Source organism: Robiginitalea sp., from assembly GCF_982776155.1.
Genome location: NZ_CEXZKX010000005.1, coordinates 300,882 through 321,606, shown reverse-complemented (window position 1 = coordinate 321,606; position 20,725 = coordinate 300,882). Strand labels below are relative to the sequence as shown.

At 56.8% G+C, this 20,725-nt stretch carries 20 protein-coding genes; 9 read left to right on the top strand and 11 right to left on the bottom strand.

Annotation, left to right across the window (positions count from 1 at the left end; genetic code table 11):
* The first annotated feature begins 4 nt into the window (after nt 1–4).
* The 3 genes from AC3DKS_RS10985 (at nt 5) to AC3DKS_RS10975 (ending at nt 2,786) form a co-directional block, all read left to right on the top strand.
* The gene (locus AC3DKS_RS10985) at nt 5–751 is read left to right on the top strand and encodes a succinate dehydrogenase/fumarate reductase iron-sulfur subunit (protein ID WP_015753260.1); all 747 of its coding nucleotides are present in this window, start codon (nt 5–7) and stop codon (nt 749–751) included.
* Nucleotides 752–1,029: 278 nt separating this feature from the next.
* The gene (locus AC3DKS_RS10980; RefSeq protein WP_420592747.1) at nt 1,030–1,575 is read left to right on the top strand and encodes a type 1 glutamine amidotransferase domain-containing protein; all 546 of its coding nucleotides are present in this window, start codon (nt 1,030–1,032) and stop codon (nt 1,573–1,575) included.
* Nucleotides 1,576–1,637: 62 nt separating this feature from the next.
* A complete protein-coding gene (locus AC3DKS_RS10975; protein ID WP_272606898.1) occupies nt 1,638–2,786 on the top strand; it encodes a methionine aminotransferase in 1,149 nt (382 codons plus the stop codon).
* 128 nt (nt 2,787–2,914) lie between these two features.
* On the opposite strand, the gene AC3DKS_RS10970 is transcribed toward AC3DKS_RS10975, so the two are convergent.
* The 9 genes from AC3DKS_RS10970 to trhO all read right to left on the bottom strand — a co-directional run bounded on the left by AC3DKS_RS10970 (nt 2,915) and on the right by trhO (nt 12,266).
* Nucleotides 2,915–4,066, bottom strand: a complete 1,152-nt coding sequence (locus tag AC3DKS_RS10970; RefSeq protein ID WP_430930914.1) for a serine hydrolase domain-containing protein — start codon at nt 4,064–4,066, stop codon at nt 2,915–2,917.
* Between the two features lie 11 nt (nt 4,067–4,077).
* Entirely contained in the window at nt 4,078–4,650 is a 573-nt protein-coding gene (locus AC3DKS_RS10965; protein ID WP_272606901.1) for a GNAT family N-acetyltransferase, read from the bottom strand.
* 438 nt (nt 4,651–5,088) lie between these two features.
* Nucleotides 5,089–5,742: a CoA transferase subunit B gene (locus AC3DKS_RS10960; protein ID WP_015753268.1), complete on the bottom strand. Its 654-nt coding sequence runs from the start codon at nt 5,740–5,742 to the stop codon at nt 5,089–5,091.
* Nucleotides 5,743–5,800: 58 nt separating this feature from the next.
* On the bottom strand, nt 5,801–6,163 hold the full coding sequence (locus AC3DKS_RS10955) for a four helix bundle protein (RefSeq protein ID WP_015753269.1): 363 nt from the start codon (nt 6,161–6,163) through the stop codon (nt 5,801–5,803).
* A gap of 118 nt (nt 6,164–6,281) precedes the next feature.
* A complete protein-coding gene (locus AC3DKS_RS10950) occupies nt 6,282–6,983 on the bottom strand; it encodes a CoA transferase subunit A (protein WP_015753270.1) in 702 nt (233 codons plus the stop codon).
* Between the two features lie 12 nt (nt 6,984–6,995).
* Entirely contained in the window at nt 6,996–9,359 is a 2,364-nt protein-coding gene (locus tag AC3DKS_RS10945; RefSeq protein ID WP_272606902.1) for a penicillin-binding protein 1A, read from the bottom strand.
* Nucleotides 9,360–9,367: 8 nt separating this feature from the next.
* Complete coding sequence (locus tag AC3DKS_RS10940) at nt 9,368–9,850, bottom strand: gliding motility lipoprotein GldH (RefSeq protein ID WP_420592751.1); 483 nt, start codon at nt 9,848–9,850, stop codon at nt 9,368–9,370.
* A complete protein-coding gene (locus tag AC3DKS_RS10935) occupies nt 9,843–11,003 on the bottom strand; it encodes a PSP1 domain-containing protein (RefSeq protein WP_041326927.1) in 1,161 nt (386 codons plus the stop codon). The genes AC3DKS_RS10940 and AC3DKS_RS10935 overlap by 8 nt, the downstream gene beginning before the upstream one ends.
* Nucleotides 11,004–11,177: 174 nt before the next feature.
* Nucleotides 11,178–12,266 carry an oxygen-dependent tRNA uridine(34) hydroxylase TrhO gene (trhO, locus tag AC3DKS_RS10930; protein ID WP_272606904.1) on the bottom strand — a complete coding sequence of 363 codons (1,089 nt, stop codon included), beginning with the start codon at nt 12,264–12,266 and terminating at the stop codon, nt 11,178–11,180.
* A gap of 467 nt (nt 12,267–12,733) precedes the next feature.
* Between trhO and recA the strand changes: the two genes are divergently transcribed.
* The 4 genes from recA (at nt 12,734) to AC3DKS_RS10910 (ending at nt 16,437) form a co-directional block, all read left to right on the top strand.
* On the top strand, nt 12,734–13,741 hold the full coding sequence (gene recA / locus AC3DKS_RS10925; RefSeq protein ID WP_015753276.1) for a recombinase RecA: 1,008 nt from the start codon (nt 12,734–12,736) through the stop codon (nt 13,739–13,741).
* A gap of 83 nt (nt 13,742–13,824) precedes the next feature.
* Nucleotides 13,825–14,241 (top strand): hypothetical protein, encoded by a 417-nt coding sequence (locus AC3DKS_RS10920; protein ID WP_272606905.1) that lies wholly within the window; start codon nt 13,825–13,827, stop codon nt 14,239–14,241.
* A gap of 44 nt (nt 14,242–14,285) precedes the next feature.
* Entirely contained in the window at nt 14,286–14,825 is a 540-nt protein-coding gene (locus AC3DKS_RS10915) for an RNA polymerase sigma factor (RefSeq protein ID WP_272606906.1), read from the top strand.
* 10 nt (nt 14,826–14,835) lie between these two features.
* Nucleotides 14,836–16,437 carry an outer membrane beta-barrel protein gene (locus AC3DKS_RS10910; protein WP_272606907.1) on the top strand — a complete coding sequence of 534 codons (1,602 nt, stop codon included), beginning with the start codon at nt 14,836–14,838 and terminating at the stop codon, nt 16,435–16,437.
* Here the strand turns inward: AC3DKS_RS10910 and AC3DKS_RS10905 are convergent.
* Nucleotides 16,434–17,183 (bottom strand): lysophospholipid acyltransferase family protein, encoded by a 750-nt coding sequence (locus tag AC3DKS_RS10905; protein ID WP_272606908.1) that lies wholly within the window; start codon nt 17,181–17,183, stop codon nt 16,434–16,436. The two genes, AC3DKS_RS10910 and AC3DKS_RS10905, sit on opposite strands and share 4 nt — an antisense overlap.
* An 89-nt stretch (nt 17,184–17,272) precedes the next feature.
* Here AC3DKS_RS10905 and trpS point away from each other — a divergent pair, with 89 nt between their 5' ends.
* On the top strand, nt 17,273–18,241 hold the full coding sequence (gene trpS / locus AC3DKS_RS10900; protein ID WP_015753281.1) for a tryptophan--tRNA ligase: 969 nt from the start codon (nt 17,273–17,275) through the stop codon (nt 18,239–18,241).
* Nucleotides 18,242–18,419: 178 nt separating this feature from the next.
* Here trpS and dprA read toward each other — a convergent pair whose 3' ends face one another.
* Nucleotides 18,420–19,658, bottom strand: a complete 1,239-nt coding sequence (gene dprA, locus AC3DKS_RS10895) for a DNA-processing protein DprA (protein WP_272606909.1) — start codon at nt 19,656–19,658, stop codon at nt 18,420–18,422.
* Nucleotides 19,659–19,754: 96 nt separating this feature from the next.
* Here dprA and AC3DKS_RS10890 point away from each other — a divergent pair, with 96 nt between their 5' ends.
* Nucleotides 19,755–20,702: an HU domain-containing protein gene (locus AC3DKS_RS10890; protein ID WP_272606910.1), complete on the top strand. Its 948-nt coding sequence runs from the start codon at nt 19,755–19,757 to the stop codon at nt 20,700–20,702.
* The last annotated feature ends 23 nt before the right edge of the window (nt 20,703–20,725 follow it).

Genomic DNA, 20,725 nt, shown 5'->3' with positions numbered 1-20,725 from the left:
CGCTATGAATTTACTACTGAAAATTTGGCGGCAGAAAGACGCCGACTCCAAGGGCAAGATGGTGGATTACCCCATCAGCGGCATCGAGGGCGACATGTCTTTCCTGGAAATGCTGGACGTATTGAACCAGCAACTCATCGACAAGGGGGAGGAGCCCGTGGTGTTTGACCACGATTGCCGCGAAGGTATCTGCGGTTCCTGCTCTCTGCAGATCAACGGGGAGCCCCACGGGCCCGACCGGCTGATCACTACCTGCCAGCTGCACATGCGGAAATTCAACGACGGGGATACGATCGTCATCGAGCCCTTCCGCGCTACGGCCTTCCCGGTTATCAAGGACCTGATGATAGACCGGACAGCCTTTGACCGCATCCAGCAGGCCGGGGGTTATATCTCGGTGAATACTTCCGGGAATACCGTAGACGCCAACGCCATCCCGATTGAAAAAGACGATGCCGACAAATCCTTTAACGCGGCAACTTGTATTGGCTGTGGGGCCTGCGTGGCCGCCTGTAAAAATGCGAGCGCCATGCTGTTTACCTCGGCCAAGGTATCGCAGTTTGCCCTGCTGCCCCAGGGCCGGGTGGAGGCTTCTGAGCGCGTCCAGAACATGGTCCGCCAGATGGACCTGGAAGGCTTCGGCAACTGTACGAATACAGGGGCATGCGAAGTGGAATGCCCCAAGGGGATTTCCCTGGAGAACATCGCCCGAATGAACCGGGAGTACCTCTCAGCGACCACGGAAGGATAACACGGATTTTCAGGAATCAATCTCAAACCCCTGCCCCCCCGGCGGGGGTTTTTTATTTCCCAAAGGCAGGTGATATGCCAAGGGCGGATGTTATCCCCTGGGCAGGTGTTATTCCCAGGGCAGGTGTTATCCCCAGGGAAGGTGTTCTCCCCAGGGAAGATGTTAAAGGAACTTAACAGGTCGGGCCCGGGATTTATAAGGGCTTTAACGGAGATTCCGGGGGCTATCGGCTATATTAAAGAGTGAACTGAAAGATAAACCAATAAAACATACGCAACATGAAGAAGATAGCCATATTAGCTACGAATGGATTTGAGGAAAGCGAATTAAAATCCCCGAAAGAAGCGATGGAAGCCGAAGGTTTCCAGATCGATATAGTCAGCCCGGAATCCGGATCCATCAAAGGATGGTCCGACGGAAACTGGTCTAACAGTTATACGGTGGATAAAACGCTGAGCCAGGTGGATGCCAAGGACTACAATGCCCTGGTACTGCCCGGAGGCGTATACAACCCGGACCAGTTGCGCGTCAATGAAGACGCATTGCTGTTTGTCCGCGATTTCTTCAAGCTGAAGAAACCCGTGGCAGCCATTTGCCACGCCCCGCAAATCCTGATCAGCGCCGGCGTCGTAGAAGGACGCACGCTGACCTCCTATAAATCGATCAAAGACGACCTGATCAATGCAGGCGCAACCTGGAAAGACCAGGCGGTAGTTGTGGACGAAGGTTTTGTGACCAGCCGCAACCCGGGAGACCTGCCCGCCTTCAACAGTAAAGTGATCGAAGAGATCCGCGAAGGCAAGCACGAGGAACAGCACGCCTGATAACTGATGAATTCCCCCAACCCCCGGCCCGATGCCGGGGGTTTTTTTATACATTTAATTCTATGAAACTACCTTTTGAATCGAAACTCCCTGGCCTGGAACCCTCCATTTTCGGGGTGATGAACCGCATTGCCCTGGACGCCGGGGCCCTGAACCTCGCCCAGGGGTTCCCGGATTTCGGCGCCGACCCGGAACTCATCCGCCTGCACAGCGAGGCCCTGGAGGAAGGCTACAACCAGTATGCGCCCATGTCGGGCATCTACTCGCTCCGGGAAGCCATTGCCGAAAAGACGGAAACCCTTTACGGGGCCAGCTACCACCCGGAAACTGAAGTCACGGTAACGGCCGGGGCCACCCAGGCGCTCTATACGGCCATTGCAGCCACTATCCGACCCGGGGACGAGGTGATCGTCTTTAAGCCGGCGTACGACCATTACGAGCCTTCGGTAAAGGCCCACGGCGGGGTACCCGTGCTCCTGCAATTGCAGGGACCGGATTTCCGGATCGATTGGGTGGCCTTCGATGCCGCCCTGACCGCCTCCACCAGGATGGTGATCATCAACACCCCCCACAACCCGAGCGGGACCGTGCTTTCCCGTGAGGATATGGAAATGCTCGAAACCCGACTTCGGGGGACGAATATCCTGGTGCTGAGCGACGAGGTATACGAACACCTGGTCTTTGACGGGCAGGAACACCAAAGCGTCGCCCGGTTCCCGGGCCTCCGGGAACGCGCATTTGTCTGCGCCTCTTTTGGGAAAACCTTTCATATCACCGGGTGGAAAACCGGGTACTGCCTGGCCCCGGAACTGCTGATGCAGGAATTCCGGAAAATCCACGAATTCGCGATTTTCTGCGTGAGCCACCCGGCCCAGCGGGCCCTGAAAACCTACCTGGAAAACCCGGACCACTACCTGGAACTCAACGATTTTATGCAGCGCAAGCGCGATCTCTTCCTGGAGGCCGTGGCCAGCTCCCGCTTTACGTTTACCCCTGCGGCAGGCACCTATTTCCAGCTGCTGGGTTACCAGGACATCAGCGAGGCCCCGGATACGGAATTCGCCGAAACACTGGCCCGCGACAAGGGCCTGGCCGGCATCCCGATTTCCGTATTTAACCGGAACCGGCAGGACAACCGCCAGCTGCGCTTCTGTTTTGCGAAAAAAGATGAGACGCTCAAACGCGCGGGGGAGATCCTGAGCCAGGTCTGAAGGTTTCGGGATGTCGCATCTCCAGAAATCACATTGCCGTAAATTGCATTGCCGCAAACCGCATCCCGGCAAACCGCACCCCTCAAGGATACCGCGCACAGGAACTGCGTCCCGTAGGGCGGGCTGCCCTAAATCCCCTCAAAGACCTTCCCCACAAACTCCCCGATCCGGGAGGGTTCCAGCCAGCGAAGGACCATCACCAGGTCTTGTTCCGGGCAAACCACGATAAAGTTCCCCCCGAACCCGGCCGCGTAATAGACGGACTCGGGGACCCCTTCCCATTGCCGGCTGCCCGGCCGGTTCAGCCACCACATAAACCCGTAATTCGGGTTGGGGGCCGAGGGCGAAACGGCCTGTTCAATCCACCCCGGGCTGAGCAATTGCTCCCCCTCCCAGCTGCCGTCCGACAGAAAAAGCAGTCCAAACCGGGCCATATCTTCCGCACTGATGAAAATCCCACCGCCGGAATGTCCTCCGCCGGTAACCGATTGCATCTTCAGCCCGTCTACCACGGTCCAGGCGTGGTCGTAGCCAAACCAGCGCCAGGTGGCGGAGGCCCCGACGGGGTCCATCAATTCCTCCTTGAGCACCCGGGGCAACGGCTGCCGCCAGAGGTGCGTGAGCGCATAGGCCAGCACGTTCACGCGCACGTCGTTGTATTCCATGACGGTGCCCGGGGTGCGGAGCTCCCGGTGCTTCCAATCGTCGATGCCGCCTTCCCGGGGCGGGCGGTCCGCCCAGTCGTGCAACCCCCAGAGGCTGCCGGTCCAGTCCGAATTTTGTTGCAACAGGTGCGACCAGGTAATGCCCGAGTTGTGTTCGCCCGCAAAGGTCCCGTCCCAGATATATTCCGAAACCGGGTCGTCCACCGAGCGGATCAGGCCCCGGTCGGCGGCCAGGCCCGCCACAGTAGACAGGAAGCTCTTGGTGACGCTGAAGGTCATGTCCACCCGGCGGGTATCCCCCCAGGAGGCCACCACGTACCCGTTTTTCAGGATCATGCCGGCCGGGCCGCCCCGCTTTTTCACCGGCCCCAGCAATTCGTGGTAGGGCTCCCGTTCAAATCCCTCCAGGATCGCCCGGCGCAGGTCGCGGGATCCGCTGTATTCGTTGGCCCGGGCAAAGTCCACGGCCTCTGCGATGGCCGCCTCGTCCAGCCCGAGGGATTCCGGGGAACGGGTTTCCCAATCGGCCCCTCGGGGCGGGTAATAGAATCCCGCCTGGGAAGTTGCCACAGGAGCTGCGAGGATGAGGAGAAGAAAACAAAGTGCAAAGCGCATAACCATCAGTTTTAAATTGTGTTGTCGGAGGCCGGTCCGCGGTCCGGGGCCATCCCTTTTGAAGCCGGCAGGTCCAACCGCATAAGCCAGTCCCATTGCCGGTCGTTGCCGATATCGTATGGGTGTTTCCCAAATGTAACAAAACCCTGCCGCTCGTAGAATGCAATGGCCCGCGGGTTGTGTTCCCAGACGCCGAGCCATAGGTAGGTTTTCCCGGCGCTCCGCGCATGGCCGCAGATCCAGTCGAGCATACGGGCTCCCATCCCCCTGCCCTGGTAGCCGGCCAACACATAGATGCGCTCAAGCTCCATGCCTTTGGGTTCCCTGAGCTCGGTTTGCGCATTCCCGGTATTCAGTTTGAAGTAACCCACCAGGCCCCCTTCGCTCCGGACAAAATAGAAGTGCATGTCCGGGTGGCGGAGTTCGGTTTCGAGTTGGCTGCGTCCAAAGGCTTTCCGGAGGTAGGCGGCAAAATCCTCCGGGTTGTTCTGGGTTTCGAAGGCGCGGGAGAAAGTGGAAATGGAGACGTCCCGGAGCACGTCCAGGTCGGCGGGGGTACACCGGATGAATTCGAGCGGTTCCACGCTCTAAAGATACGGATTTCGCCAACCGGGTCCCGGACGGGACAACCCCGGTTTCATGTCTTAAAAAAAGTCCTGGTTTCAGGCTATAAAAAAGGCCCCTCGGAAGGGGCCTTCATGGCTGGTTGTTTAATTTGGCTTTTCGGCTCGGGCCTAAAGCATGAACAACTTTTTGGTGAGCAGGATCAGGCCGCTGATAAAGTCGTTGCGATAAACCTGAATTTCCTCCTGCGGGGGCATTTGGTTGATTTGGGACTCCATAGGCTATTTCGGTTAGCGAGACTTTGTTTGGGGAAAAAGGCTCAGATGCATGTTCGAATATACCAGATTTCCCGCATCGCGCACAGGAATTGTTGTGAAGGCCCGGGATGTTGTTGTAAAAAAATACTTCCGGGTTGCCCGATCGACGAACGGCATGCCCGGCGGGCGACGACCCCGGGGCTAGAGTTGCATTTCCGGTACGTGCTCCGGCACCACCAGGCGGCCCAAAGTAGCTTTGCGGATTTCGTCTACGGAAACGCCGGGGGCCCGCTCCTGCAGCAGGAAGCCCTGGTCGGTGACCTCCAGAACGGCCAGGTTTGTGACAATCTTCCGGACGCAGCCCACCCCGGTAAGCGGCAATGTGCACTGCTTGAGGAGTTTCGATTGTCCGGCCTTGTTGGTGTGCATCATGGCGACGATGATATTCTCGGCGGAAGCCACCAGGTCCATGGCGCCCCCCATCCCCTTGACCATTTTGCCGGGGATTTTCCAGTTGGCAATATCCCCGTTGTCGGCCACTTCCATGGCCCCGAGGATGGTCAGGTCCACGTGCTGGCCCCGGATCATCGAAAAACTCAGGGCAGAATCGAAAAAGGACGCGCCGGGCAGGGCGGTGATGGTCTGTTTCCCCGCGTTGATCAGGTCGGCATCTTCCTCCCCCTCGTAGGGAAACGGCCCCATCCCCAGGATGCCGTTCTCGCTCTGGAATTCCACCTGGATGTCGTCCCGGACAAAATTGGCCACCAGGGTCGGGATCCCGATACCCAGGTTTACATAGTATCCGTCTTTGACTTCCTTGGCGATGCGCTGGGCGATTCCGTTTTTATCCAACATGACGTTGATTTGAAGATTTGAAAATTTGGAGATTTGAAGATTCCAGGTTAATTACTTTTTAATTGTAAATATTTCGTTTACTAGTTCCGATAATCTTTGAGATTACTAAAATGGTCGATTTGATTTTTTGCAATAGATCGGAAGACGGGCTTGGATATGATGCGGATGCATTGCATAAACTTAGCCAGTATTCGGTTTCTTCTGCCTCCTTAGCTGCTACCTTGAATTTATGAATAAAATCCGTTTTACTTTCTGCATTCTGCGCTTCCCTGACGTTCGCTCCGATGGATGTGCCACTCTTGAAGAGTTGAGAGGCCATTTCGAATTTTCGAAACTGTCGTAGTTGCTCTGTAAAATCAACAATTTTCAGGGCTACTTGGAAACTCAGGTCTACGATGTAATTATGTCTATCATCACGCATGCCATATATCGACTTCAGAAACAGACAAATATAGGCCCTATGGATGCATCACTTCTGCATGTCAGATTTGGATCCCATCCTCATTTTCAAATCTTCAAATCGCCAAATTTTCAAATCCCTAACCCCTTTCGCGCACCGTCCGCTGCTCAATCCGCTTCTCGTACCCGGTTCCTTCAAAGATTCGCTGGACGAAAATCCCGGGGATGTGGATCTGGTTCGGGTCCAGGCTGCCGGCGGGCAGCAGTTCCTCCACCTCGGCCACCGTAATGGCGGCTGCCCCGCACATGACCGGGTTGAAATTCCGGGCGGTGCCTTTGAAAATCAGGTTGCCCGCCGTGTCGCCCTTCCAGGCTTTCACAAAGGAGAAGTCCGCCTTGAAGGCTTCCTCCATCACGTACATCTTATCGTTGAATTCCCGGGTCTCCTTGCCTTCCGCCACCTCGGTGCCGTATCCCGCTGGGGTAAAAAAGGCCGGGATGCCTGCCTGGGCGGCCCGGCATTTCTCGGCCAGGGTCCCCTGGGGGGTGAGTTCCACCTCGAGTTCCCCGCTGAGCATCTGCCGTTCAAATTCGTCGTTCTCGCCCACATAGGAGGAAATCATTTTCCGGATTTGCCGGCCCTGCAACAAGAGGCCCAGGCCAAAATCGTCCACGCCGGCATTGTTGCTGATGCAGGTCAGGTCCTTCACCCCGAGGCGTACCAGTTCGCTGATGGCATTTTCGGGGATGCCGCAGAGGCCGAACCCCCCCAGCATGAAAGTCATTCCGTCTGCCACCCCTTCCAGGGCGGCCTTGGCGTTGGCAACTTGTTTGTCAATCATGGCGTTTGTGTTCTAAAAATCGATGTCGTCCAGGTCGTCTTCCAACTCATCCGGCTCCTCGAGCTCCTCTTCGGTCTGGCTGCAATCGATGCGGATGGAGAGGTCCTCCGGTTCTTCGAAGTCTTCTTTGGACACGTTCAATTCCGGGTCTTCGTAGTTCTGCCGCATGTAGAGCGCCCAAATGGGCAGGGCCATGGACGCCCCCTGTCCGTAGGTGATGCTCCGGAAATGCACCGATCGATCCTCTCCGCCGACCCAGACCCCCGTTACCAGGTTCGGCACCATCCCCATAAACCAGCCATCGCTGTTGTTCTGGGTGGTGCCAGTCTTCCCGGCAATCGGATTCGTGAATTCGTACGGGTAGCCGGTGATAATTTCCTTGTAGACCGTTGTATTCGTTTGGTAGTTGCCCCGCAGCCGCACCCCCGAACCGGACTGGGTGACCCCTTTTAACAGGTCCACCATTGCGTAGGCGACGTCCTTGCTGAGAACGTCTTTGGTCTCCGGGGTGTACTCGTATAGCACCGTCCCGTTCCGGTCTTCGATCCGGGTAACCATCACGGGTTTTACGTACACCCCCTGGTTGGCGAAAGTGCCGTAGGCCCCCACCATTTCATAGACGTTGAACTCCGGGGTCCCAAGCGCAATTGCCGGCACCTCCAGGATGTCCCGGTTCAGGCCCAGGTCTTTAACCATGGTCACAACGGCTTTCGGGCCTACCTCGTCAATGAGCTGGGCAGTTACCGAATTCACCGAATTGGCCAACGCCTCCTTGAGGGTAAGGCTGCGTCCGGAAAACTTGTCGTCGGAATTGTCCGGGCACCAGGCTTCCATATTCCCGTGCTTCCCTGCTTCGATGCAATACTGCGTATCCGGCTTGGTGTCGCAGGGGGAGCGGCGCAACTGGTCGATGGCCGCCGCATAGACGAAAGGTTTAAAGGTGGACCCCGCCTGGCGGGAACCTTGAATGACATTGTCGTACTGGAAGTGGCGATAGTTCAGCCCGCCCACCCAGGCCTTTACGTGGCCGGTCTGGGGTTCCATGGACATCATGGCTGCCCGCAGGAATGTTTTGTAATACCGGATGGAATCCATGGGGGTCATCACCGTATCCTTCTCATAGACCGGGGGGGAATTCCAGTCAAAGACGGTCATTTCGGTCTTTTCGTTGAAGGACTGGCGGATTTCCTCTTCGGTCTTGCCGGCCCGGTTCATGGCCCGCCAGCGTTCGGAATTCTTCATGGCCCGTTCCATGATGGAATTGATTTGCTGGGATTCCAGGTCTAGGAAAGGGGTGGTGGGGTTCCGGTCCGGGGTATTCTGGTGGAAGAATTCTGCCTGGAGGTTCTGCATATGTTCCTTCACGGCACTTTCGGCGTGCTCCTGCATGCGGGAGTCGATGGTGGTGTAAACCTTGAGGCCGTCCAGGTAGATGTTCCATTTGTCGCGCTCGCCTTCCCGGGCCGGTTTCGGATTCTCCTCTATCCAGTCCCGGAGCCAGCCCTGCAGGTACATGCGGAAGTAAGTGGCTGGTCCTTCCCGGTGGTTTTCCGGGTTGAAGTTGATATCCATCTTCAGGGCCATGAGCGAATCCCGGTCGGCGTCCGTGATATAATCGTATTTGGCCATCTGGGCGATAACCGTGTTCCGGCGGTTGAGCACGAGTTCTTCCCGGCGGATCGGATTGTAGAGGGAGGAGTTCTTGAGCATGCCCACCAGTACGGCCGATTCCTCGGTTTTCAAATCCCGGGGTTCCTTGCCGAAGTAGATGCGCGCTGCACTCCGGATACCGTCCGCGTTGTAGTTGAAGTCGTAGATATTCAGGTACATGGCGATGATCTCCTCCTTGGTGTAGTTGCGCTCCAGGCGCGTGGCGATCACCCACTCCTTGATTTTCTGGATGATGGCCTCGGCCAGGTTGTTGGAACGCACCCCGACGAAAAGCTGGCGGGCCAGCTGCTGGGAAATCGTACTCGCCCCGCCCCGGGTGCCGAGGAAGACAAAGGCCCGGATGGTCCCGCGGGCATCGATGCCGGAATGGTCAAAGTACCGCGCGTCTTCAGTAGCCACCAAAGCGTTGACCAGGTTGTCCGGCAGCTGGTCAAAGGGGACGTCCGTGCGGTTGTCGTCCAGGAAAAATTTGCCGAGGGTTTCCCCGTCGGAGGAAATGATCTCCGTAGCGAGGTTGGTCTGGGGGTTTTCCAGGCGTTCAAAGGTGGGCATCTCCCCGAAAACCCCCCAGGAAGCCAGCAGGAAGGTTTGGAATACTGCCAGGATGCCGGCCCCGAACAAGATCCAGAACCACTTGATGAAGGGCCAGAATGATGCCTGTTTTTTCTTTTTGCCGCCCCCGGCCTTTTTGCGAGTCCTTGCCATGAAATTGCCTATTGATTTGGTTCAACCTGGAGCCCTACGTCGAGCACGCCTGGCAAAGCCTGGACCCCGTCCACACTCCCGTTCTTTCGCATGGCATGCGATACGGTAAAAGTATATACGCCGGAAGACGGAAAAACGACGTCCCGCTTGTATCCGAGTTTGTTTTCCCGGACGCTGCCGAGGCCCTCCCCCAGCCAACGGCCCTGGGCATCCGCCATTTCGTACTCCAGGGTATCCCTTTGCGTACTGCCGTCCGGAAATGTCATTTCGGCAATCAGGAAGAGGTTGCTGTACGGATAGGTATTGTCGTTCCTAAGGAAGATATAGAGGTTGTGGGAAGCGGTGGTGTCCGGGTCCTCCAGGGAAAATTCCATGGCCTGTTCGCGGCCCCACTGGCCGTTACGGGTACTCTGGAATTCAGAATAAACCAGATGGTCGGTACAACTGGTACCGATCAGTATAATTAGTAGTGCAATGGGTAACCTACGCATTACGGGCCTTTCCTTGTTTCTGATTGCGTCTTTTCTTACGTTTTTTCCCCCGGCGTTTGCCCCTGGGCCGGTCAAAACGAGTGAGGCTGTCCTGTCCGACGGGGTTTTCAAATGTAACGTTTTCACGGTCGAAATTGTTGCTCGCGTACTCCTCGAGGCTCCGTACTTTTTTCTTCTGCCGGTTCTTCTCGCGGATCTCGTGCACCTGCTCCTTGGTCAGCACGTGCCAGTTCCCCGGGTCGTCCTTGTAGGAAAACCAGAGAATCCCCTTGAAAATATCGCTCTTCTGGCAAAAAGCCGTGCCTTTCTCCGTATACAGTTTCGTGTCGGTCGGGGGGAAATCCTTCAGGGCATCCAGATAGGTGTCCAGTTCGTAATTCAGGCAGCATTTGAGCTTGCCGCACTGGCCGGCGAGTTTTTGCGGGTTCAGGGAGAGTTGCTGGTAGCGGGCAGCCGCGGTACTCACCGAGCGGAAATCCGTCAACCAGGTAGAACAGCAGAGCTCCCGGCCACAGGAACCGATACCCCCGAGCCGTTGGGCCTCCTGCCGGTAACCGATTTGCCGCATCTCGATGCGGATGCCGAACGCCTTGGCCATGTCCTTGATGAGCTGGCGGAAATCTACCCGATCCTCGGCCGTGTAGTAGAAAGTGGCCTTCGAGCCGTCGCCCTGAAATTCCACATCCGAGATCTTCATCTGCAAACGGAGGATGATGGCCATCTCCCGGGAGCGCTTCTTGATCTCCTCTTCCTTGTTGCGGCATTTCTGCCATTTATCGATATCGCGCTGGGTAGCCTTCCGGTAAATTTTGGGCAGGTCGGCCCCGGGGTTGACCTTTTTCTTCTTCATCTGCACCCGTACCAGTTCGCCGGTCAGGGTAACGATACCCACATCGTGACCGGACCGGGCCTGCGTGGCCACCACGTCGCCGATGGAGAGCGTAAGCCCCTCGGTATTCCTGAAAAATTCCTTTCTGCTGTTTTTAAACCGCACCTCCACCCCGTCAAATACCTCCGCTCCGGCGGGCAATGACATGTTGGAAAGCCAGTCAAACACGGTCAGTTTGTTACAGCCATCCGTACCGCAGGTACCATTGTTCCTACATCCGCGCGGCTGTCCATCCGAACCGGTTGAACAACTGCTACACCCCATGTTCTGTATCTCAATTCCACCCGGCCCCGTGGGACCCCGGCAGAAATAGGTTCATAATAATTTACAAACGTAAAGATAGGATAATTTTAGCACGATAGCGAACGGCCCAATACGCCGGAGCGGTAACCGCCCGGCATCCCTGCATTCCCGTCGGGGGTGCAGGTTCAGGGCCGGTCAGGAGGCTCCGGCCGGGTCTTTATCCCCGGCGACCGGGCTGAAGGGGTCGGGCACCTGCCGCTTGTAGGTAAGTACCTCCGAACGGCCCTTTTTAAAGATGCGGTTGCTGTTGGATTTCCCCTTGCGCAGTTTTTTGCGCTCCTCCGGCGGCAGGGCGACGATGTCCTTGCAGGCATCGCTGCAGCAGCCATCCATCTCCGCGGCACAGGCATCGCACTGTATAAAGAGCAGGTGGCAGCCTTCGTTGGCGCAATTGGTATGGGTGTCCGCCGGTTCCCCGCACTGGTGGCACCGGGCGATGACCTCATCGGTAATCCGTTCGCCCCGGCGGTTGTCGAAGACAAAGTTCTTGCCGTGGAATTTGTTCTCCAGGGACTCCTTCTGAACCTGGCGGGTGTATTCGATGATGCCCCCCTCCAGCTGGTAGACCTGTTTAAAACCTTTGTGCTTGTAATACGCACTTGCCTTTTCACAGCGGATCCCGCCCGTGCAGTACATGACGAGCTTTTTGTCTTCCTTGTGGTCGTGGAGCTGTTCTTCGATCAGGTCCAGGGAATCGCGGAAAGTATCCACGTCCGGGGTAATCGCATTCTCAAAATGCCCGATCTCGCTCTCGTAGTGGTTCCGCATATCCACCACAATGGCCTCCGGGTCTTCGATGAGCTCGTTAAACCGGCGCGCATCCACGTGCACCCCCTTGTTGGTAACGTCAAAACTGCCGTCGTCCAGGCCGTCGGCCACGATCTTCGGGCGCACCTTGATCTTGAGTTTCAGGAAGGATTTGTTGTCCTGTTCGATGGCGATGTTGAGCCGCACCCCTTCCAGGAAGGTAATGCTGTCCAGGTGTTCCTTGAAGGCTGCGAAATTTACGGCCGGCACGGAGAGCTGCGCGTTGATCCCCTCCCGGGCCACGTAGATCCGGCCGAGGACTTCCAGGGCGTCCCAATGGATGAACAGATAGTCCCGGAAAAGGCCCGGGTTGCCAATGTGGGCGTACTTGTAGAAAGAGATGGTGAGGCGGTCCTGTCCGGCCTCGTCAATAAGCGCTTCCCTTTCTTTGGCACTCAGCGTGTTGTACAGTTGCATGCTATACGTTTTTGCAGGTTACCCCCCGCCCGCGTCTTCCCGGGAAGGGTCAAAGAAATCGAGGGTGCAAATTTAGGGAAAAGTTTCGATTTGCAGGCAGGCTTTCCGAGTCCCGCGGAAGGCTACATGGGCGACGGCTTTTTTGAGCCGCATAGCAGCGCTACGTGGGGAGAAAAAGACAAGAAACAAATTCAAAAGGACATTTTGTAGCCAAAGTGTATAGCTCAAACTCGTTCCAAAAAAAAAGCCCTGTTCTTGCGAACAGGGCCTTTGGGACCGCAAAACATTTTCCTTCTTCTTCATAGCAATTCAGTGAAATGCCGTTGCGGTAACCCGCATTAAATTGCGGGCTTCTCATGTGGATTCACCTACTAGATACAGCATTGCCAAAAAGGTTGCTTCCCGCATTGTGAAACTCGGAAAAGAAATGGTAATTTAGCCTCCCACTTAGAAATTCGAACACACTCATGAGCAGCGAAAAAGACGCCAAATTAAAGGCCCTGAAACTCACCCTGGACAAACTCGACAAGACCTATGGAAAGGGCACGGTCATGAAGATGGGGGACGATGTGGCACAGGATGTTGAAGTAATCCCGTCTGGTTCCCTAGGCCTGGATGTCGCGCTCGGAGTGGGCGGGTACCCCAGGGGGCGCGTGGTGGAAATCTACGGCCCGGAATCCTCGGGAAAAACCACGCTGACCCTGCATGCCATTGCCGAGGCGCAAAAAGCCGGGGGCATCGCCGCCTTTATCGACGCAGAGCACGCGTTCGACCGGTTTTACGCCAAAAACCTCGGGGTGGACATCGACAACCTGATTATCTCCCAGCCGGATCACGGGGAACAGGCGCTGGAAATTGCCGATAACCTGATCCGCAGCGGCGCCATCGACATTATTGTGGTAGATTCCGTCGCGGCACTGACGCCCAAAAGCGAGATCGAAGGGGAAATGGGCGACTCCAAGGTTGGGCTGCACGCCCGGCTCATGTCCCAGGCCCTCCGGAAACTTACAGCTTCCATCAGCAAGACGCACTGTACGGTGATCTTTATCAACCAGCTCCGGGAAAAGATCGGGGTGATGTTCGGAAACCCGGAAACCACCACCGGGGGGAATGCCCTGAAATTTTACAGCTCCGTACGCCTGGATATCCGCCGCTCCACTCAGATTAAGAATACGGACGGGGATGTACAGGGGAACAAGACCCGGGTGAAAGTAGTCAAGAACAAAGTGGCCCCGCCCTTCCGCACGGTGGAATTCGACATCATGTACGGGGAAGGCATCTCCAAGGTGGGCGAAATCCTGGATATCGGAGTGGACTACGAGATTATCCAGAAAAGCGGCTCCTGGTTCAGCTACGGGGACACGAAGCTCGGACAGGGTCGGGATGCCGTGAAGATCCTGCTCAAGGACAACCCGGAACTCCTGGAGGAACTCGAGGAGAAAATCAAAGAGGCCATCAAGGCAATCAAGGCGTAAACCCTTTAATTTACCGTATCGGGCAAGCAACCTTTGGGCGCCGGGGTCATCTTAGGGACGAGGAATAGTTAAAGATGATGCATATGAAGCGCTTTTGGAAAGGGCTGCCTGTATTCCTGTTGGTACTCCTGTTTTCGGCCTGCGACGTCAGTGACGACGGCATGAGCTACCACTTTGTCACCCTGGAGATCTCAGAGGTGGATGTCCCGGAGTCTTTCCAACTGAATGAAACCTATGAAATCGGGGTGTCTTTTGTCCGGCCCAACGGGTGCACTTCCTTTGAGGGGTTCGACGTTCAGTCGGAAGGCAGCACCACGCGTCGCGTGGTGGCGATCGGAGCGGAATTTCCCGAAGAGGACTGCTCCGGGGACGCCGAGTTGGTAACCGCCAGTTTTGAATTCACCTGCCTGTACTCCCAGCCCTATCTTTTCCGGTTTTATTCCGGCCGGGATGAATCCGGAACCGCCCAATTCATCGAGGTGGAAGTACCCGTATATTAACTGATTCCCGCATTCAGCGCTTCCTGTGTAACCGAACCGACATTTTGACCCAAAAAGAGCTCATAAGGAAATGTAAGAAAGGAAACCGAGCGGCCCAGGAGGAGTTATACCGGACCTATTCCGCCGTGCTTTTTGGCATTTGTCTGAAGTATTCCCGCAACAAAACGGAAGCCGAGGACAATTTGCACGACAGCTTTATGACTGTATTTGAGAAGATCCACCAGTTCCGGGACAAGGGTTCTTTTGAGGGCTGGCTCAAGCGGATAACGGTGAATACCGTGCTGCAAAAATACCGGAAAAAGGAACCCCTGAGCCTGGTGGCAGAAACGCCGGACCCGGACGGGGACCCGGAGCCCGGGACCGGGACGGGAGAGGAATTGTCCCTGGGGACGCTGCTGCAATTTGTGCAGGAACTCCCGGAAAAATACCGGATCACCTTTAACCTGTATGTCCTGGACGGCTATTCCCACAAGGAAATCAGCGAGTCCCTGGGCACATCGGAAGGCACCTCCAAATCGAACCTGGCCCGGGCACGGGCCATCCTGAGGGACCGGATAAAGAATACAAAAATCAACATCGCCTAACACAAGACACATGGAACCAGAAAACACAGACGACCTTTACAGGGAGAAGCTCGGGAACTATGCCCGGGAGCCCGACCCCCGTGTGTGGAAACGCATCAGCGATTCCCTGGACCGCAAAAAAAAGCGTCGGGCAGTACCGATATGGTGGACCCTGGGCGGGGCCGCTGCCGTGCTGCTGCTCGGTTTGTTCCTGTTCCGGCCGGATGATCCGGCTGTGCTTTTCGATTCCACGCCGGTGACTGATACGCAGACGGCCCCCCCCGGGGAAACGGAATCTCCTGGGCAATCGGAATCCCCCGGGGAAACGGAATCTCCTGGGCAATCGGAATCCCCCGGACAAACGGAATCCCCCGGGCAAACGGAACCGAACGGGCAGCCCGGCATGGATTCCCAACCTGGTATCGAATCCCAACCCGGCATGGAATCCCAGCCTGTCGTGACCTCACAGCCTGGGAATCCTCCAGCCGGGGAGGCGCAAAATGAGCAGGATCGCCTTACCGGGACGAATGATGCGAACGCTTCCCTGGAAAATACCGGTGCTTTGGCTGCTCGGGACACTCAGGGCTCGTCCCGCAACGAGTCCGCCTCCCGCAATGATGGTGCCTCGCTCAAGGAGGGTGATTCCCGAAAAGGGGGCGATTCCCGGGAAAATACAACTGGGGGCAGCGTGGGGCTTCCCTCTGAAGAGGCTGTCGCAGCGCGCACCGAAAACGAAGCCGGACGGGATGCCGCTACCGGACGGGATGCCGTTACCGGACGGGAACCGGCGCCGGAGGGAGAAGCCGCACCGGAAAAGGAACGTCAATCGCTGCTCGAAGCGATTGCTGAAGCGAATGCAGCGGAAGACGGAGTGCCGAAAACCCGGACAGATGAAGGAGGGAAGCGCTGGACGTTGGGTACTTCCCTGGCACCGGTTTATTACAATTCCTTTGGGGATGGTTCGCCCATATCACAGAATTTTGTGTCTAACAGCAAGTCCGGGACGATGAATTTCAGCTATGGAGTCTCCGTGGGATACGCGGTAACGGACCGGCTGAGCCTCCGTTCGGGCCTTAACCGGGTAGATTTCGGTTACAATACCAACCAGGTGGCATTTACATCCACCCTTTCGGGTCCCTCCTCCGCTTCCCTGATCCGCACCATCAGTTATTCCGAAAATGCCCGAACCGTGGTGGTGGAGAGCACCGCGCGGAACGGCACCCCGGCCATGGACAACACCACGGCAGATGTAAATGCGCAAACCCCGGCACGTGAAGGCCGGATGCTGCAGGAGTTTGGATACCTTGAGGTCCCCGTTGAAATGGAATACCGATTGGTAGATAAGAAGCTCGGGGTGAACCTGGTAGGCGGGATGAGTTCGCTTTTCCTGATGGACAACTCAGTAAGCCTGGATTCGGACGGAGCCACGACCCAGATCGGGGAGGCCACCAACATGAATTCGGTCAGTTTCAGCACAAACCTGGGCTTGGGCGTCTTTTACAATCTGAACCGGGAGCTGCAATTGGAGGTGCAACCGATGTTTAAATACCACCTGAATACCTTTTCCAATACGGCCGGGAATTTCCAGCCCTATTCGGTAGGGGTGTATAGCGGGATCCGGTATCGCTTCTAAACTGCGGACGGGCCCTGCCTGAGTTGCGCGAGGATCCTGTCACGGACCGACTCCCGGAGCCCCGCCTTGTCTTTTTCGGTAAGTTCAGTGGTTTCCGTGAATGCGAGTACCCGGGCCCTGAGGCGGCCGGGGGAACCCGCAAAAAACCGGAATGGAAATCGTTTCTTTGAATTGTAAAAAACCACCGGGACAATCGGGATCCCATGCGCAATGGCCATTTTAAACGCCCCGTCCTTGAACGCGTCGAGTTCCACGGTTTCGTCCGGGACACCTCCCTCCGGGAAAATGCAGATGCTCAGCCCGTTGCGAATCCGGCTCTGTGCCCTGCGGTACACCCCGGTCCGGCTCCGGCTGTCTTCCCGGTCTACCATGATGCACACCCGTTTGTAAAAAAACCCGAACACCGGGATGCGGACCAATTCCTTCTTGCCCACAAAAACAAAGGGATTCCGGCTGACCCGCAGCATAAACATGATATCCAGCATGCTCGTGTGGTTGGCAACCAGCATATAGCTCTTCCCCCGGACAGGCCGCTGGTCGTACCGGATGACGGGAGGGCACCCCATCCCGTAAAGGATTACCGGGGCCCAGAGGTTCCGGGCCATCCAGAAAAACTGGGGATAGGTGCGGGGAGATAGCGTAAATAACAGCAAAATCGGGAAAAACACCAGGATGGGCAGGGCTACCAGGATGTAGAACCACACCCTCCATAGGGCTTGGGCCATCATGCGGAGCAGGGTCGTCATGCTTCCAAAAATAGGCATTTTGCCCCGGCGGGGCTTGCACAAGGCGAATTGCCAGCCTACATTTGCGCATAGAAGCAAAGAATGACGCTATGCCAAGGATTCTCACCGGGATTCAGAGTACCGGGACCCCCCACCTCGGGAATATTTTAGGAGCCATCCGGCCGGCCATCGAAATGGCGGGACGTCCTGAAAACGACTCCTTCCTGTTTATCGCAAACATGCATTCCCTGACCCAGATCAAAGATGGGGACACCCTGCGGGGCAACACCCTTGCCACGGCTGCAACCTGGCTCGCGTTTGGCCTGGACATCGAGAAAACGGTATTCTATCGCCAAAGCGACGTCCCCCAGGTTACGGAACTCGCCTGGTACCTGAGCTGCTTTTTCCCCTACCAGCGCCTGACCCTGGCCCACTCCTTCAAGGACAAGGCCGACAGGCTGGAAGATGTAAACGCGGGGCTTTTTACTTACCCGATGCTTATGGCGGCGGACATCCTGCTCTACGACGCCGACCTGGTACCCGTAGGCAAGGACCAGTTGCAGCATTTGGAGATGACCCGGGACGTGGCGTCCCGTTTCCACGCCCAACTGGGGGAAACCTTTGTGATGCCCGAGGCCCGGCTGCACGAAAATACCATGTACATTCCGGGGACGGATGGGCAGAAAATGAGCAAGAGCAGGGGCAACCTGATCGATATTTTCCAGCCGGACAAAGCCCTGCGGAAGCAAATTATGGGCATCGTCACGGACAGCACTCCCCTGGAGGAGCCCAAAGACCCGGATTCCGATACGGTTTTTGCCCTCTATAAAATCCTTGCTACCCCAGAACAGACAGAGGAGATGCGCGCCAACTACGAGGGCGGCAATTACGGGTACGGCCATGCCAAGCAGGCCCTGTATGAGTGTATCCGGGAGGTCTTCGGGGAGGCCCGCGAACGTTTTGAATACTACAAACAGCATCCCGGGGAAGTCGAGGAAGCGCTGGAAAAAGGCGCCCAAAAGGCCGCTAAGGTGGCCGATGGCGTGCTGCAGCGCGTCCGGGAAAAGCTCGGGTATTAACCCTTCCGTTTCCGGGCCCAAAATGAAGGAACCGACCGGGTAGTCGGAAACGTGCCCTTTCATCGATCCACCCCTCTCTGAATGGATCGGATCAAATGCCGCTTGCCGCCGACAAACTTCCCGATACGCCTCCGGAAAACAACTTGCCGGGGCGGTAACCGACCCGGTGGTTTGTTTTTTACGCTCCCCACCGAAACAATTTTCCGGGCAAAGAGCGCACCAATCCGCGCATTTCGAGGTTGAAAAGGCCCGAAACCGCTTCGGACACCCCAAGTTGGCACCGAACGGCCACTTCGTCCAGGTGCATGCACCCGGATTCCGCCAGGCAACGGGCCAGGGTGTTTTCCGTAGGATCCAGGTCGCCCGGTACGGGGTTCACAGCCCGATTTGGATTGGGAAGCCCCCCTTTCTCTCCGGGATTTCCGGTTTCCGCAGGATTTTTCGTTTCCCTGAAATTTCCGGTTTCCACAGGGTTTCTCGTATTGCTGAGGCTTCCGGCGTCCACAAGCCCCCCGCTTCCCTTTGTTTCCGGGGATTGTGCTTCTTCCCAGTCCATGGCTTGCAGGAATTCCCGCGCATTGGTGAGCAATTGCGCCTTCTGGGTACGAATCAGGGCGTTGCACCCGGCACTTTGCGGGTCGGACGCCCTCCCGGGGAAGGCAAATACCTCCCGGTCGTAACCAAAGGCCAGGTCTGCGGTTACCAGGCTCCCGCCCCGTTCCCCGGATTCCACCACGACGGTTGCCGGGCTCATTCCGGCAATCACGCGGTTCCGCCGGAGGAAATGGCCGGGCTCAGCGGGGGTGCCGCTGGGAAATTCGGTCAAAAAGCCCCCGTTTGCAACAAGGGCATCCCGGTACTTTCGGTGGGATGCCGGGTAGAGACTGTCCAGGCCATGGGCCATCACAGCGATGGTCTGTAAACCGTAGCGCATGGCGGTACTTTGCGCACATATGTCAATGCCATAAGCAAAACCACTGATAATTATGGGGTTGGCCGGGGCAATACCGGCAATAAAGGCCTCACAGGTTTCCCTACCGTATCCGGTCATACTCCGGGTTCCGACTACGGAAACCAGGGGGTGCCTCCCGAAATTGATCCTGCCGCGGGTATAGAGCACCAGCGGGCTGTCCGCACATTCCCGCAACCCGGCCGGGTAATCCGGATCCAGGCAGCCCAGGCAGCGGGCACCCCGCTTTTCCGCAAATCGTAGCTCCGCCTGCGCCCTCCGCAGGTAGGCTTCCTCCTCCAGGCTGCTTACCAGGTTGTGCCGTAAGCCGTTGCCAGCCAGCATTTTCGTCTGGGAGAAAACCGCGGAGGGACTGCCGCATATGGCTATCAGATTTCGGGCTCCAATGGGGCCCAATCCCGGAATAAGCTGTAACCGGATCAGTGCAATTAGCTCTTTTTCAACCATTTAAAAGAATAGTTCACAACTTGCCAGGAGAAAAAGTTGATAAAAAGGTAGCGGCTCCCGTTGGTGTAAATGTTAAATTTTAGCATCTTTGTCTCTATGGATACCGCCAGACATATCGAATCGCTGCTCTACCGCTACCAATGCGTGGTAGTGCCTGGATTCGGGGCGTTCCTGACGCAAATTAAATCTGCCTACCTGCAAAAAGAAAGCAATACCTTCCACCCGCCTTCCAAGGTATTGTCCTTCAATGCCCAATTGCGCACCAATGACGGCCTGTTGGTATCCCACGTGGCGCAGGCCGAGAAAATATCCTACGAAGAAGCCCTGGAATGGGTGGAACAGGAGGCGCAATCCTGGCTGGAAGCACTCCGCCGGGAAAAGAAATTTACCCTGGAGGCCCTGGGGACGTTCCGGCTGAACAGCGAGAATAAGGTCTTTTTCCAGCCGGCTGACACGAACAATTACCTGACCACTTCCTTTGGGCTGAGCTCCCTGATTGCCACGCCGGTAACCCGGGAAGCCCTGAAGGAGGAGGTTGCGGAACTGGAAGAGCGGATCCCCTTTTCCTTTACCCCGGAGTCGCGCGATTCGGCCGGCATCCGGCCGTTCCTTAAATACGCAGCCATTGTCCTGCTCGCCATTACGGCCGGTATTTCCGGCTACGGTTTCTACAGAAACCAAAATGCTTCCGGCGACCTGGTGCGCGCCGCCGCCCGGGAGGAAGTCTCCCGCCACATCCAGGAAGCCACTTTCTTCGGGTCCCAGCCCCTGGAGCTCCCTTCCATTACCCTGGACGTGGTAACCGAATCCCCAAAGGCTTCCCACCATATCATTGCGGGGGCCTTCCGCGTACGGGGGAATGCCGACAAAAAAATCAGCCAGTTGCGCAACCGCGGCTTTGAGGCCCGATACCACGGAGTGAATGCCTTTGGCCTCCACCAGGTATCCTGCGGCTCCTTCAGCGACCCGCAGCGCGCCCTGGAAGCGCTCCGCCGGATTAAGCGGGAAGTATCGGCCGATGCCTGGCTACTCTCCGAAAAATAGGTGTCCCTGCTCCCGGAATTGTA